At 69.9% G+C, this 13848-nt stretch carries 16 protein-coding genes and 1 tRNA gene; 7 read left to right on the forward strand and 10 right to left on the reverse strand.

The window, feature by feature from the left end; genetic code table 11:
* The 3 genes from VIP82_RS11070 to VIP82_RS11080 form a co-directional block, all read right to left on the reverse strand.
* Window positions 1-542, reverse strand: a 542-nt coding sequence (locus tag VIP82_RS11070; RefSeq protein WP_331908494.1) for a thiamine pyrophosphate-binding protein, incomplete at its 3' end; no start/stop codon positions are given.
* Window positions 543-555: 13 nt separating this feature from the next.
* Entirely contained in the window at window positions 556-2226 is a 1671-nt protein-coding gene (locus tag VIP82_RS11075) for an amidohydrolase (protein WP_331908496.1), read from the reverse strand.
* A gap of 45 nt (window positions 2227-2271) precedes the next feature.
* Entirely contained in the window at window positions 2272-3594 is a 1323-nt protein-coding gene (locus VIP82_RS11080) for an MFS transporter (protein WP_331908498.1), read from the reverse strand.
* A gap of 217 nt (window positions 3595-3811) precedes the next feature.
* On the opposite strand from VIP82_RS11080, the gene VIP82_RS11085 reads away from it, so the two are divergent.
* Complete coding sequence (locus VIP82_RS11085; RefSeq protein ID WP_331908500.1) at window positions 3812-4738, forward strand: Lrp/AsnC family transcriptional regulator; 927 nt, start codon at window positions 3812-3814, stop codon at window positions 4736-4738.
* Between the two features lie 8 nt (window positions 4739-4746).
* Here VIP82_RS11085 and VIP82_RS11090 read toward each other — a convergent pair whose 3' ends face one another.
* Window positions 4747-5451 (reverse strand): lipoate--protein ligase family protein, encoded by a 705-nt coding sequence (locus tag VIP82_RS11090; RefSeq protein WP_331908502.1) that lies wholly within the window; start codon window positions 5449-5451, stop codon window positions 4747-4749.
* A 37-nt stretch (window positions 5452-5488) separates the two neighbouring features.
* Entirely contained in the window at window positions 5489-6202 is a 714-nt protein-coding gene (locus VIP82_RS11095) for a hypothetical protein (RefSeq protein ID WP_331908504.1), read from the reverse strand.
* A gap of 127 nt (window positions 6203-6329) precedes the next feature.
* Here VIP82_RS11095 and VIP82_RS11100 point away from each other — a divergent pair, with 127 nt between their 5' ends.
* Complete coding sequence (locus VIP82_RS11100) at window positions 6330-7652, forward strand: flavin monoamine oxidase family protein (protein WP_331908506.1); 1323 nt, start codon at window positions 6330-6332, stop codon at window positions 7650-7652.
* Between the two features lie 52 nt (window positions 7653-7704).
* Window positions 7705-8502, forward strand: coding sequence for a transglutaminase-like domain-containing protein (locus VIP82_RS11105; RefSeq protein WP_331908508.1), 798 nt, complete (start codon window positions 7705-7707; stop codon window positions 8500-8502).
* A 121-nt stretch (window positions 8503-8623) separates the two neighbouring features.
* Here the strand turns inward: VIP82_RS11105 and VIP82_RS11110 are convergent, their stop codons facing one another.
* The 4 genes from VIP82_RS11110 to VIP82_RS11125 form a co-directional block, all read right to left on the reverse strand.
* Complete coding sequence (locus tag VIP82_RS11110; RefSeq protein ID WP_331908510.1) at window positions 8624-9226, reverse strand: hypothetical protein; 603 nt, start codon at window positions 9224-9226, stop codon at window positions 8624-8626.
* Between the two features lie 169 nt (window positions 9227-9395).
* Complete coding sequence (locus VIP82_RS11115) at window positions 9396-9824, reverse strand: hypothetical protein (RefSeq protein WP_414684662.1); 429 nt, start codon at window positions 9822-9824, stop codon at window positions 9396-9398.
* Window positions 9825-9889: 65 nt separating this feature from the next.
* Window positions 9890-10852, reverse strand: a complete 963-nt coding sequence (locus VIP82_RS11120; RefSeq protein WP_331908512.1) for a hypothetical protein — start codon at window positions 10850-10852, stop codon at window positions 9890-9892.
* Window positions 10845-11411 (reverse strand): RNA polymerase sigma factor, encoded by a 567-nt coding sequence (locus tag VIP82_RS11125; protein WP_331908514.1) that lies wholly within the window; start codon window positions 11409-11411, stop codon window positions 10845-10847. The genes VIP82_RS11120 and VIP82_RS11125 overlap by 8 nt, the downstream gene beginning before the upstream one ends.
* Before the next feature lie 249 nt (window positions 11412-11660).
* Between VIP82_RS11125 and VIP82_RS11130 the strand changes: the two genes are divergently transcribed.
* Window positions 11661-11873 carry a hypothetical protein gene (locus tag VIP82_RS11130; protein WP_331908516.1) on the forward strand — a complete coding sequence of 71 codons (213 nt, stop codon included), beginning with the start codon at window positions 11661-11663 and terminating at the stop codon, window positions 11871-11873.
* 130 nt (window positions 11874-12003) lie between these two features.
* Here VIP82_RS11130 and VIP82_RS11135 read toward each other — a convergent pair.
* A tRNA-Pro gene (locus tag VIP82_RS11135) sits at window positions 12004-12077 on the reverse strand.
* Window positions 12078-12208: 131 nt separating this feature from the next.
* On the opposite strand from VIP82_RS11135, the gene VIP82_RS11140 reads away from it, so the two are divergent.
* The 3 genes from VIP82_RS11140 to VIP82_RS11150 form a co-directional block, all read left to right on the forward strand.
* A complete protein-coding gene (locus tag VIP82_RS11140; RefSeq protein ID WP_331908518.1) occupies window positions 12209-12796 on the forward strand; it encodes a GNAT family N-acetyltransferase in 588 nt (195 codons plus the stop codon).
* Between the two features lie 73 nt (window positions 12797-12869).
* Entirely contained in the window at window positions 12870-13547 is a 678-nt protein-coding gene (locus VIP82_RS11145) for a lysoplasmalogenase (protein WP_331908520.1), read from the forward strand.
* A partial coding sequence (locus tag VIP82_RS11150; protein WP_331908522.1) for an RNA-binding S4 domain-containing protein occupies window positions 13544-13848 on the forward strand: 305 nt, incomplete at its 3' end. The genes VIP82_RS11145 and VIP82_RS11150, both read left to right, overlap by 4 nt.

Genomic DNA, 13848 nt, shown 5'->3' on the forward strand with positions numbered 1-13848 from the left:
GCGGGCGCCTCCAGCACGTCGAGCGGGATCTCGATGTGCACGGGGCGCGGGCGCCCGGTGCGGAACAGCGCGAAGGCATCGTGCACGGCGTCGACGGCATCCGTTGCGCTGGTCACACGCCGCGACCACTCGGCGATCGCACCGACCATGGCTGTCGCGTCCTTGGTCTCGTGCAGCGTGCCCACGTCCTGGAACTCCGCGCCGAGCGCTACGCCGGGCGAGATCACGAGCAGCGGCCGCGACTCGCAGAACGCCGTGCCTATGGCGCTCATCGCGTTCTGCAGCCCCGGACCCGACGTCGTGATCACCACGCCCGGCAGTCCCGTCTGCTGGGCCCAGCCGTCGGCGCCGTACCCCGAGCCCTGCTCGTGGCGGTTCGTCACCGCACGCATGCCGAGGTCGGCCAGCGGCCGGTACAGCTCGAGATTGTGCGTCCCCGGGATGCCGAACACCGCCGTCACGCCGTAGGCGCGCACGGTCTCGAGCACGGCCCGGCCCGTGGTGTCGGCGTACCTCGCCGCGATGTCGTCGTGTGCGTCCATGTCAGCCCTCGCCTCAGGATGCCGCGAATCGGCGCACGCCGCCGACCCACGTCTCGAGCACCGGGATCTGCGAGATCTCCGACGCCTCCACGGCCAGCGGGTCGCCGCCGAGCACCGCGAAGTCCGCGTGCTTGCCGACCTCGAGCGAGCCGAGGTCGTCCTCGCGACCGAGCGACACGGCCCCCTCGATCGTGTGCCCACGCAGGGCGGCCCGCGCCGAGACGCGCAGGTCGTCGGGTCCGAGCTTGTGCCCGCGGCGGGTGACGCGCGTGACGGCCGTCTGGATCGCCTCGAGCGGGATCGGCTCGGCGACCGGCGCGTCCGACGAGATCGTGAACGGCACCCCTGCCGCCTCGAACTCGCCCAGCGGGTTGAACCGTTCGCCCGGCGTGCCGATCGCCTGCTCGACTCCCTCGCCCCAGTTGAAGTAGTGCTGGGTCTGGTTCACCGGACGGATGCCGGCCGCCGCCATGCGCTGGATCTGCTCGGGTGTCGGCAGCCCGCAGTGCTCGATGCGGTGCCGTGCGTCGTCGTCGGGTCGCTCGGCGAGTGCCGCCTCGATCGCGGAGACCACCATCTCGATCGCCGTCGGCGACTGCGCGTGCGTCGCCGTCTGCAGCCCCGCCGCGTGGGCCTTCCGGATGAGCTCGGCGTACTCGGCGGGCTCGTGGTACAGCTGGCCGGTGCGGCACGGGTCGCCGACGTAGCCGTCGGGGAAGTAGGCGGTCCAGCCGCCGAGGGTGCCGTCGGCGTACAGCTTGATGCCCGCGAAGCTCAGGTGCGCGTTGCCGAACTGTCCGACCAGCCCCATCTCGAGCGCCTCGTCGAGCAGGTGCGACAGCAGGTACATCGACACGCGCAGCTCCAGCCGCCCGGCCTCGGCGAGGCGCAGGTACATGTCGAACTCGCGGCGCGACACCTGCGCGTCGCCGAGCGTCGTCACTCCCCCGGCGAGGAAGCGCTGCGTCGCGGCATCCAGCTGGCGCAGGTGCTCCTCCGGTTCGTCGGCGAGGTGGAAGTTCGGGCCGTGATGGCCGATCTTCACGCCGTGCACGCCCGTGAGCATGTTGCACGCGGCATCCGAGATCTCCCCCGTCAGCTCGCCGTCGGCGTCGCGGAAGATCTCGCCGCCGTCGGGGTTCGGGGTGTCGCGATCGATGCCGTTCCGCGCGAACGTGTACGAGTTCACGACCCCACCGTGCCCCGACGCGTTCATGAGGTAGACCTCGCGGTCGCTCGCGACCTCGTCGAGTTCGAATCGCGTGGGATGCCGCTGCTCCGCCAGGTTGCGGTGCTCGTAGCCGTAGCCGCGCACCGGCCGTCCCTCGGGCAGGTCGGCCGCGGCGGCCTGCAGCAGCGCCACGATCTCGGGGATGCTGCCGGCCTTCTCTGGTCCGCAGTCGACCCACGTCATGAGCTGCCCGTACATGAGGGGATGCGCGTGCGCGTCGACGAACCCCGGCACGACCACCGCGTCGCCGAGGTCGACGGCCTCGGGCTCGAGGCCGGCGGCGGTTGCCGCATCCCGGCACTCCGCCGCGGTGCCGATCGCGACGATCCGGCCGCGGTCGGTGAGCATCGCCGTGGCGGTGCGGTCGAGCGCGTCGACGGTGTGGATCGCAGCGGCCGTCAGCAGACGCGGGGTCTGCTGTGCGGGGCGGTCGAACGGAGCGAGCTTGCGCATGTCTTCCTCAGGGTCGGTCGTGCCGGGGGCGGTGCCGAGCCGGACTCAGGCGGTCCGGGCGGTCGTCGTGTCGGTGCGCGGCGTGTAGGAATCCGTCACGGGGGCCTCGTCGGAGTGCTGCGGGGCGAGGCGGGTGCAGATACCTGCCAGCAAGGCCATGCCGGTGAACATCGCGATGACCGACCAGATGCTGCCCGTCCACGCGATGAGCTGCGTCGCGAACCAGGGCGAGAAGCCGGCCCAGATCGCCGCGCCGACGCCGTACGACAGCGCGATCGACGTGTAGCGCGCCTGCGGCCGGAACATCTGCGCGAGGATCGCGGCGATCGGCGCGTAAGTGGCGCTCATGGCGATGCGCACGAGCGACGCCATCAGGAAGATCACCGGCTCGACCTTGCCCGGCAGCACCAGCATGAAGGGCACGAAGGTGAGCACCGAGGTCACCAGACCGATGTACATGACGTTCTTGCGGCCCCACTTGTCGCCGAGCCACGCGACCGGCAGGGTGACCACGAACTCGATGAACGACGCGATCGTCATGGCGTCGAGGATCAGCTGCGGGCTCATGCTGATCGGCTCGCTGGTGGCGTAGGCGGTGGCGAACGTCGTCGCGAGGTAGTAGCCGCCGGTCGAGATGGGCAGCACGCCGATGCCGAGGAGGATCGGCTTCCAGTTGACGCGCAGCGCGAAGGCGAGCGGCATGCTCTGCTTGCGGCCCTCGACCTTCTGCTCGAACACCGGCGACTCCTCGACGCGGTAGCGCACCCAGAACCCGACGGCGATGAGCACGATCGAGAGGAGGAACGGGATGCGCCATCCGCCGTTCATGATGAAGTCGTCGCCGAAGCGCGACATGATCGCGAAGATGCCCGAGGCCAGCAGCGCGCCGGCGGGGTTGCCCAGCTGCGTGAAGCCGCCGTAGAAGGTCTTCTTGCCGGCGGGCGCATGCTCGACGCTCATCAGCACCGCGCCGCCCCACTCGCCGCCGACGGCGAGGCCCTGCATCGCCCGCAGCAGGATCAGCAGGATCGGCGCGACGATGCCGATCGTCTCGTAGGTCGGGAGGCAGCCGACGAGCACGGTCGAGATGCCCATCAGCAGCAGCGTGATCACGAGCGACACGCGCCGTCCCAGCTTGTCGCCGATGTGGCCGAAGATGATGCCGCCGAGGGGGCGGACGAGGAACGCCACGGCGAACGTCGCGAACGCCGCCGCCGTCTCGGCGAGCGGGTCGCCACTGGGGAAGAACAGGGGTCCGAACACGAGCGCGGCGGCGGTCGCGTAGACGTAGAAGTCGTACCACTCGATGGTGGTGCCGACGAACGCGGCGATTCCTGCGCGCCGCGCCCTGCTGCTGGTCGTAGTCATGGCCGCTCCTTTGCGGATGTGTCGGGATGGATTGGATGTTAGAGACGAACGGATGCCGCGGGCAAGGGCAGAACTCCAGCCTTGAGCGCCTCTCACTGGCGTTCTGTGCGCTTTCATACGCAGATCATCGCGACGCGTCCGGCGAAGTTCGCCGTAGACTCGACTTCTGCGCACGAGAGCGTGCGATCTCGGGAAAATCGATGAATCGAGGATCGGGATGGATTTCGACGCCGAACTCATCCGCGAGCTGCAGACCGACGGCCGCGCCAGCATCCACTCCCTCGCCGGCCGGCTGGGTCAGTCGCGTGCCACGGTCTCGACGCGCCTGAACGCGATGCTGGCAGACGGCACCGTGCGGGTCGTCGCCGCCGTCGACCCGGTGTTCCTCGGGCAGCACGTGCTCGCGCACGTCTCCATCCGCACCCGTGGTGGCGTCGAACCCGTTGCGCAGCACCTGCGCGGGCTCGGCGAGACGGTGCTCGTGTCGGCCGTCGGGGGCGCCCACGACCTCGTGACCGAGGTCCGGCTCGGATCGATGCCCGCCCTGCACGACCTGCTCGCGCAGATCCGAGCGCTCCCGGGAGTGGCCGACATCAACACCCTCATCTACACCGACGTCGTCAAGGGATTCTTCGTCTCGGAGTACCACGGCGACGTCACCATCGATGCCATCGACACCGCCCTCATCGAGCAGCTGCAGCGCGACGGCCGCAAGAGCTACCGAGCACTCGGCGAGGCCGTGCGCCTCTCGCCCTCGGCCGTGACGACGCGGGTGCAGCGGCTCGTCGACGGCGGGGTGATCAAGATCAGCGCCGTCGAAGCCCGCGGGCTCGCGCACCGGCAGCTCTCGATGGGCGTCGGCCTCAACCTCGCCGGGGCGGACGACCGCGTGACCGAAGCCTTGCGCACCTGGCGCGGCGTGGACTTCGCCGCGCGCACCCTCGGGCGCTTCGACGTCGTCACCACGCTGGTCGAGCCGTCCGCCGGCGCCCTGTACGCGAGCCTCGAGCGCATCAGGGCGATCCCCGGCGTGGCGAACGTCGAGGCCTGGTTCCATCTCGCGGTCCTCAAGGAGGACTACGCCCGCACCCTGCGTCCCGCCGGCGGCGGCATCCCGCAGCCGCTCGGGTCGACCAACGGCTGACCGGCCGATCAGCGTCCGGCGAGCGCCGCGATCAGGGCGTCCTCCGCCGTGGCGCGCGGGAGCCCCGACGTCTCCGCGCCGAGACTCCCGAAGGTCGCCGGGTCCCAGTCGAGTCCGAGGGCCCCGTTCACGGCGAGGAGCACGTCGGCGAACCGCTCGACCCCGGCGAGCGGCAGCATCCCGCTGAGCAGCCGCGCACCGCGCACCGCCCGCTGCGAGGTGCCGACCAGCTTGACCGCGCCGCGCGCGTTGATGCTGAACTCGCCCGGGCAGTACTCCCCCGGCACGTCCCCGACCCGGGCGTCGACGCCGAGCCCGCGCAGCGCCGCGGCGAGCACATCGCCGATCTCCTTGAAGAACCGCATCTGGTCGATGGCGCCGTCCTCCTCGCGGGTGACCACGTCGAACACGATGCACGTCTCGTCATAGGCGACGGCGCGACCGCCGGTAGGGCGGATGACCGGCGCGAAGCCGTGCGCGATCGACGCCCGGCTCGCCGTGGCGAATCCGGGCAGGCGGCTCTCGCGCCGGCTCATGGCGACCGTCGGCGCGGGGGCATACAGCCGCACCACCCGATCGTGCGCGATCACGCCCGTGGCGACGGCCCGCAGGAGCTCGACAGATCGCTCGAGGTCGGCCTCGGCATCCGCTCGCTCCTCCTGGCGGATGATGAGCGCCGGGCCGTGCGACGGGAGCGGAGCAGGCGATGCCACGGGCACCACACTCTCACGGTCTCACGCGGCGGAGGCCTCAGCGCGGTCCCCACTGCGCCGGAGGCCCCGCGCTCGGTCGCCGCGGGGTGTACGTCTTCCAGACGCCCATGAAGCGGTAGCCGCCGTACCAGGCGGTGAGGGCGACGATGCCGAGTCCCACGATGACCCCGATGGTCACGGCCCCGCCGGTGGGCATGCCCACCGCGGCGCACAGGCCTCCGGCGAACATCCCGCCCACCGACCCGGTGACCAGGGCGCTCATGATCAGCGACGAGCCGAGCACCTGCTCCAGCCCGCCGCGATACCGGAGGAAGGAATAGGTGACCGTCATTCCGACGGCGTCGTCGTGGGTCGAGGCGAGGAAGTACTCGGCCGCCGTCGGGTCGACGTCCGCGTAGCCACCCCGGATCCGGTTCATCGCGAGGACGAACATCATGTCCTCTTCGGAGACCGTGAGCATGCGGATCAGCGTCAGCAGGCCGACCACGGTCAGAAAGCCGAGGATCGCGAGCGCGGCGACCGGGAACCAGGATCCGAATTCGGTGGCCTGCCCGAGCAGGCCGATGGTGACGAGCCCCGCCGACACCAGCGTGAGGTAGATGGTGATGCGGGTGAGCACCTCGCTCTGCGCGGTGCTGCGTGCGGCGAGCAGTCCCCAGTGCTCGGTCGCGAGGATCTGCAGTCGGCGGGCGAGCGCCGCGTCGCTGCGGGCGTCGCCAGTGTCGTCGAAGTGCTCGGCCCCAGTCCCCATGGTTCATCGTCCCACTGGGCCTCGACGAGGGGTAGGGCGGTGTCCCGACCGGATTCCATTCGCGCCCCCGCCGCCGTGCCGATAACGTCGGAGCGCGCGGTGCTGCGCGAGCGGGAGGACGGTGCACATGGATCACTTCGACACGATCGTCGTCGGCGCAGGGGTCGCGGGGCTCACTGCGGCCCGCCTGCTCGTCGAGGCCGGGCGCGATGTCGTCGTGCTCGAAGCGCGCGACCGCGTCGGCGGCCGGGTCTCGACCGACCGTCGCTTCGGACTCGTCACCGACATGGGTGCGTCCTGGATCCACGGCATCACGGACTCCCCCGTCGCCGCCGCGGCCGAGGCGTTCGGCATGCGCACCCTCGAGTTCACCGTCGGCGGCTACCAGCCCGACAGTCGTCCGATCGCGTACTACGGCCCTGACGGCGTTCGCCTGACGGATGCCGCGACGCAGGCGTTCGTCGACGACATCCACGCGCTCGATGCCACCCTGCTCGACGTGGTGGCGACATCCGCTCCCGACGCCTCCTACCGCGACGTCACCGAGACCGCGCTCGCGGCGCAGGGCTGGGACGCCGAACGGACCGAGCGCGTGCGCGAGTACCTCGAGCACCGTTCGGAGGAGCAGTACGGGGCCTGGATCGAGGATCTCGCCGCCCACGGCCTCGACGACGACTCGATCGACGGCGACGAGGTCGTCTTCCCCGACGGGTACGACCGTCTCCCCCGGCGGCTGGCCGAGGGCATCGACATCCGCCTCGTCCATGTCGTCTCGCGCGTGCAGTGGTCGGCGGAGGGGGTCGTCGTCACCACCGACCATGGAGCGTTCTCGGCCGACACCGCCGTCGTCACCGTGCCGGTCGGGGTGCTGCAGTCCGATGACTTCGTCATCGAGCCTCCGCTCCCCGAGCCGGTGGCCGGTGCGCTGGGCCGGCTGCGCATGAACGCCTTCGAGAAGGTGTTCCTGCGCTTCCCCACCAGGTTCTGGGACGACGGCGTCTACGCGATCCGGCAGCAGGGGCCCGAGAGCCGGTGGTGGCACTCCTGGTACGACCTCACCGCACTGCACGACACCCCCACACTGCTGACGTTCGCCGCCGGACCTGCGGCCGTCGAGACGCGCGACTGGACCGAGGAGGAGATCGTGGAGTCGATCCTCGTGCAGCTGCGGCGTCTGTACGGCGATCGCGTCGAGAATCCGACGTACGTGCATGTCACCGACTGGCAGGACGACCCGTGGTCGTACGGGTCGTACGCCTACATGACCGTGGGCTCGACGACGTCCGACCACGACGACCTCGCGACGCCGATCGGCGGTGTCCTGCATCTCGCCGGCGAGGCGACCTGGACCGACGACCCCGCCACCGTGACCGCGGCGCTGTACTCCGGCCACCGCGCGGCGGCCAACGTCCTCGGCCACGACATCCCGATCGACACCGCCTGGACCTGAGCGTTCGCCGTCACTTTCGCTTTCTCGCGGCGTTCAGGGCAGGCTTGGGCAGATGCAGCGCACGGTCACCAGCACCATCGTCCTCGACATCACCGAGCCCGCCGACCTGGTCTTCTCGATCGCGGCGGCCGGCGTCTACGAACTGAGCGCGGAGCGCATCACCGCGACGCTGGACGGCGCACCCGTCTCGATCGCCGAGCTGACCGACGTCCACTCCACGCGGCTGCACCGAGTGGAGAGCGGCATCGGCGAGCTGGTGATGAGCTACGACGCGACCATCGAGGGCGAGGCGACGCCGGCGACCCGCGACGACGTGGAGCTCCTCACCTACCTGCGCCCCAGCAGGTACTCCGAGTCCGACGCGCTCGCCGAGACCTCCGCAGCCGAGTTCCGCGGCATCCAGGGTGCCGCCGAGCTGCTCACCGCGGTGTCGTCGTGGGTCGGCACGCGCCTGAGCTATGTGCCGGGATCCTCCCTCCCGACCGACGGCGCGGTGCGCACGCTGCTCGCCCGGCGCGGCGTCTGCCGCGACTACTCCCACCTATGCGTGGCGCTGCTGCGCGCGCAGGGGGTGCCGGCCCGGTCGGTCGCGGTGTACGCGCCGGGACTCGATCCGATGGACTTCCACGCGGTCGCCGAGGCATGGGTGGACGGTGCCTGGCGGGCGGTCGATGCGACGACGCTCGCGCCGCGATCGACCCTCGTGAGGATCGCCACCGGCAGGGATGCCGCCGACACCGCGTTCCTCAACGTCATCTCGGGGCGCGCTCGCCTCGTGAGCACCGCGGTCGCCGCCGTCGCCGACGTCCTGCCGAACGACGACCTCGACCAGCTGGCCAGCGTGCTCTGACCGCGCGGGACGGATGCCGGGACGGCGAAGCGGCTCCGCCCCCGCCCGCGAATCCTCGTCGGGGGTAGTCGATGGACGCTGCCGCTACGGCGACAACGCGTCGCTCACGCCCGCGTCAACGTCAGAGCCGCTCGAACGAGCCGAGCGCACGGCGGTACCGGTCGCTGTCTTCGCGCGTGGACGCGGTGATGAGGAGCGAGTTCGGGCCGAGCCTGCGGGTGTGCTCTCCCCTGCTGGGTATGGTCACGATCTTGGTGAGGCCGGCACGCCACGCCGGGACGAGCGCATCGAGGTCGCGTCGCTCCGGGATGTCCTCGAAAGCCCTCGGCCGGGACGCGTTCAGCGCTCTCATTCCGTTCTCGTCCCACACGCGAAGCGATGGATCGTCCAGCGCATCCCGTCCGAACTCGTCATCCCAGGTGGGACCGAACATGCCGCGCAGTATCGCTTCCCGTTCTGCCGAACCCGCGGGCTGATCGCGGATCGCGTCGAACAGCCGGGGATCGAGGTCCCGGCCAGCGTGCTCGGCGACGGCATGCCAGATCCGAGGCCACGCGGCTTGCCAAGTCGCCCGCGTTCCATCGTCGATGACCATGGCCGCCGGCGCCGGCGCTTCCACCAGCAGGGGCGGAACATCGTCACCATCCGGATGGAGCGCGTACGCCTCCCGGAGCCACAGCAGCTCGAGCAGCTGGTGCGGTCGATCCTCGACGGTGATCGACATGTCGTGCGGCCATGGGTCGCCCGGGATCGGTCGGAACGATTTCATCAGCGGACCACCCCGGTTCGTGTCATGCCTGGTTGGTGAACAAACCGTACGCCATACAGGCGACACCCGAGCGGCGACCGTCGCCGGCGGGGTCGTTGCTCGCGACGGGCTCGCGTAAGAGCCGTCAGCTCACACAACGCACGTTGTCCACAGACCCGTAGACGTTCGCGTAGCTGCCTGCGTAGGCAGTGGCGCGAACCGTCGTCCCCGACCGTGCCTGTGCGTATCCCGTCGACCGGTCGTTCGCGATGGACCGGACCGTGAACGCGGAGACGGTCGGAATCCCACAGGAGCTCCACGACAGCTTCGCCCCCTGGGCTCCATATCCGTCGAAGACGCACACGTTGCCGGTCGCGCAGCCGCCGACCGTCCGCGCGCTCACTCCTGCCGGCGTCTCCATCGCCATCCCGAGCTCAGGCCACACCGCGTGATTCTCGTCGAGGAGCACCCCGCCGGGCACCTCCGCCATGACGGCGGCGATCTTGGGCTCCGGGACAACCTCCCCGGTCGAAGCCGACGCGCTCTGCGCCACCCCCAACGCGCCCATCAACACGGCAGCTGCCGCCCCGATCGCTGCGAGACCTGCGAGTGAGCTACCCATCCATCACCACTTTCCGATCAGTCGGTGCCCCACATCCGGTAGGAGATCACCGCCCCGGCCGGGACGATCCCGTCCGGAGTCAGACGAGTCGACTCGACGCCGACGATGCGTCCCGTCTCCGCAGAGATCAGCACCAGGTCCTCCACACCCGGGAAGATCGACTTCGTTTCGACGCCGACGACGTCTCGGCCGGCGCGGTCAGTTCCCGACCCGAGGACGGTCATCCCGCCGGCATCCTCGAGGATACGCAGCAGCTGCCCATGCTGCTCGTTGGTGAGCGTCCACTGCTCGAACACGCCTGTCACGGCCTGGATCACGTCACTCGCCGTCGGGGACTCCGGCATCCCGAACGCGGTCAGCAGCGCCAGCATGTCTTCTCGGGATGAGCCAGGGAGATCGACCACAGGCGTGTCCCACTGCCCGGCTGCGAACTCCATCTCCGAGAGGGTCTCGCCCGGCGGGGTGGTCGCTCCCTCGCCTTGTCGGGCGACACCGGCAGGCCAGTAGGGCTCTCCCGCCACAACCGTCATGCTGCCCGACAGGTCGGCGTTCCACTCCAAGGTCATCACCTGCGGGACGATCTCAGACCGCTGCTCGTCCACGTCGACCGACAAGCCCCAGGATTCCGACCGCGCGAACCTCGATGGGGAACGAGGTCCCGGAGTCGTAGCCAACCTCTCCTCGGCCATGCGGACAACCTCCCCGATCGCGCCGCCGTCGGTGAAAGCGATCGGGGTGGGTGTCACCGCCGCCGCGGGCGCACGCGGGATAAGGATCGACACCGCTGCAACGGCGATGACCACGAACGCCGCAGCGGCCGCCCACATCACTCGCGGAAGCGCGCGCGGACGGGCACTCCCGGCGCCCATGATCCGGTCACGAACCGCGAGCGCCGCCGCATCCGGCCCAGCATCCAGCGGCGTGCGTGCCGGATTCGAAGCCCGCAGCATCGCTGTCAGCCGGTCATCGTCGTCATCCATCGCCCTCACCCCCGTCCGCCGTCAACCCCAACTGCTCCCGAAGCTTCCGCCGTGCGCGACTCAGCGTCGTCCACACCGACCCCTGACTGCACCGCAACGTCTCTGCGATCTCCCCAGCGGACAGCTCATCCCAGTACGTCAGAATCACCACCCGCCGTTCGTGACCGGAAAGAGCAGCCACCGCATCCCGCACGGCCACCTTGTCCAAGTCATCCAGCGAGCCGGGCTGCACTGCCGCTCCCCGCACCAGTGCCTCCATGGCACGAGACCGGGACCGCGCCCGACGGTCCCGATCCCGCACCTTGTTGTCCGCGGTGCGCAGCAGCCACGGCAACTCCATCGGCCGGTCCGGTTTGAGCTTCTCCCACGCCACCCCGAACACGTCCGATACCAGTTCGTCGACCTCTTCCCCATCGTCGACGAACGCTTCAATGTGCCGTTTCACCCGAGCCCAGAACTGCTCGAACAAGGCCGAGAACGCGGCTTCCTTCTGAGCCGCAGGGTCGGGCTTCGACGACACAAGCCGCACCAGCCGGTCCGACATCATCACGCGCGACACCACAAGACCACACCGAGACCACCAAGGTCGCGAGTGAAATCAACGGTGTCGAACATGATCATCCGGTCGGGCGAGGGCCGCTTCTACGGACACCGTAACCTGCCGCTCACCGCCAGAACACTCAGAAACGAGGCGACGGAGAAGGTCTGTAAGGAATCGGCCATTCGCGCAAAAGACCATCGCACGCGCCCACCTCGACGACGAGGAAACCTGTCAGATTCGATCACGTAGTCACTCGATTGGAAAGCCATGACAGACAACCGTTCAACTACCAGAGCAGTCGTCGGATACGTGCTCTGGACTCTGTTCGCCCTGTTCCTGGCCGTCGGCGCCTGGTTCGGCATCGCCCTCCCGTTGCTCTTCGGGGCGACAAGCAGGCTTCCGGTCGCACTTCTCGCCCTCGCGGCTGCGGTGACAGCCATCGGCGTCAACACCGCCGTGCAGTACCGCGCAACTCGCTAGGCCAGCCGGCATGCCTGGTGGGCTCGGCCGTCGACAAAGACTTCAGAAAAGGAAAAGGGCACCGGCTCGAAGCCAGTGCCCTTCTCGTTTTCCGACGTTCTTGCCATCAGTTCTCCTGACAGCTTTTCCGTCGGGATGACAGGATTTGAACCTGCGACCCCTTGACCCCCAGTCAAGTGCGCTACCAAGCTGCGCCACATCCCGAGGCCCCCGCTTGCGCGCGGACAACTCCCCCATCCTACCCGCTCCGCGGTGGGCTCGCGAACCGGCGTGCACCCGGGCGTGGCATCCATGGGTCCTTTGCCGGTGTCGGCGGGACGGGCTAGCGTCACGGCATGACCACGATCACCATCGAACCGGCCACCGCAGATCGCTTCGACGACGCCCAGCACGCGCTCAGCGGCGGGGGCGACGGATACGGCTGCCAGTGCCAGTGGTGGATGATGCCGAACAGCGAGTGGCAGAAGACGTCGCGGGAGGACCGCGAGGGGCGGCTGCGCGACGAGATCGACGCCGGGCCGCCGCCGGCCCTCATCGCCTACGTCGACGGCGAGGCCGCGGGCTGGGTGCGGGTCGGACCCCGCACACGCCAAGTGCGCATCAGCCGCACGCGCACCCTCGCCGCGCACTCCGAAGAGCCGTGGGACGACGACTCGGTGTGGACGGTCAGCTGCTTCGTGGTCCGCAAAGACCACCGCAAACAGGGCCTCAACGCACGCCTCCTGGACGCAGCGATCGACTACGCCCGTCGCAGCGGAGCACGTGTCATCGAGGCCTACCCACTCGATCCCGGCGCCGGCAAGAAGATTCCCGTCAACGACCTCTACCACGGCGTGCTGTCCACGTTCGAGGACGCCGGCTTCCGTGAGGTCGCGCGCCCGCAGCCCCACCTCGCGATCGTCTCACTCGAACTCGCGGAGTGACCCGCGCCCACTCTCGCTGGAAGCAGCCTCCGCCGTGCGACGATGAAGGTCGGCCTGCATCTCGAGGAGGACCATGCGTCGGCTGTGGCTCGGCTTCGTGCCGTACATCGCGGTGTCACTCGTGCACGTGACGGCTCTCGCGGTGGGCGCGACGGCCATCGCCGAGCCCACGAAGCTCGCGCTGATGCCGCTCCTCGTCGTCGCCGTCGTGTGGGGCGTGAGCGGTTCCGGCTGGACCCGCGCGCACACGCTCCTCGTCGCGGCGCTCGGGCTGTCATGGCTCGGTGACGGCGCAGGCGCCTTCCTGCCGTGGCTGCCCACCGTGCCCGCGATGCTGCTCTTCTTCGGACTCGCCCACCTCTGCTACATCTGGCTGTTCTGGAGGATGCTCGCCGTCCGGCGCGTGCCGCCGTGGGCGGCCGTCTACGCCCTCTGGTGGATCGCGCTCCTCGCGGTGCTGTGGCCGCATCTCGGCGGGCTCGCCGTCGCCGTCGCGCTCTACGGGCTCGTGCTGGGCGGCACGGCGGTAGCGGCATCCCGGTGCCACCCGCTGGTCGTGTGGGGCGGCGTGTTCTTCCTCGCCTCCGACTCGGTCCTCGCGTTCCGGCTGTTCCTGCCTGACGCGATGCCGGACTGGACGAGCCCGCTCGTCATGCTGACGTACTGCCTGGGACAAAGCCTCATCGCGGCGGGCGTGCTCGTCAGCGTCCGCGCGCGGCGACCGATCCCCACGCCGGTGGTGACCACGTGACCGATTCCTCGACCGCCGGCAAGACGGTGCGCGTGGACGCCTGGCTCTGGGCGGTGCGGATCTATAAGACCCGCTCGGCCGCGACCACGGCCTGCCGCGCCGGGCACGTGCGCGTCGGCGGCGAGCGCGCGAAGGCGGCGCAGCCCGTGCGACCGGGCGACGAGGTGCGGGTGCGCATCGACGGCTTCGACCGGATGCTGGTGGTGCTCCAGCCGATCTCGAAGCGCGTCGGCGCCCCGCTCGTCGCGACGGCCATGGAGGACCGCACACCTCCGCGCGATCCCACCCCCGTCATGGCGCA

This window comes from Microbacterium sp. (assembly GCF_036566905.1).
GTDB lineage: Bacteria > Actinomycetota > Actinomycetes > Actinomycetales > Microbacteriaceae > Microbacterium.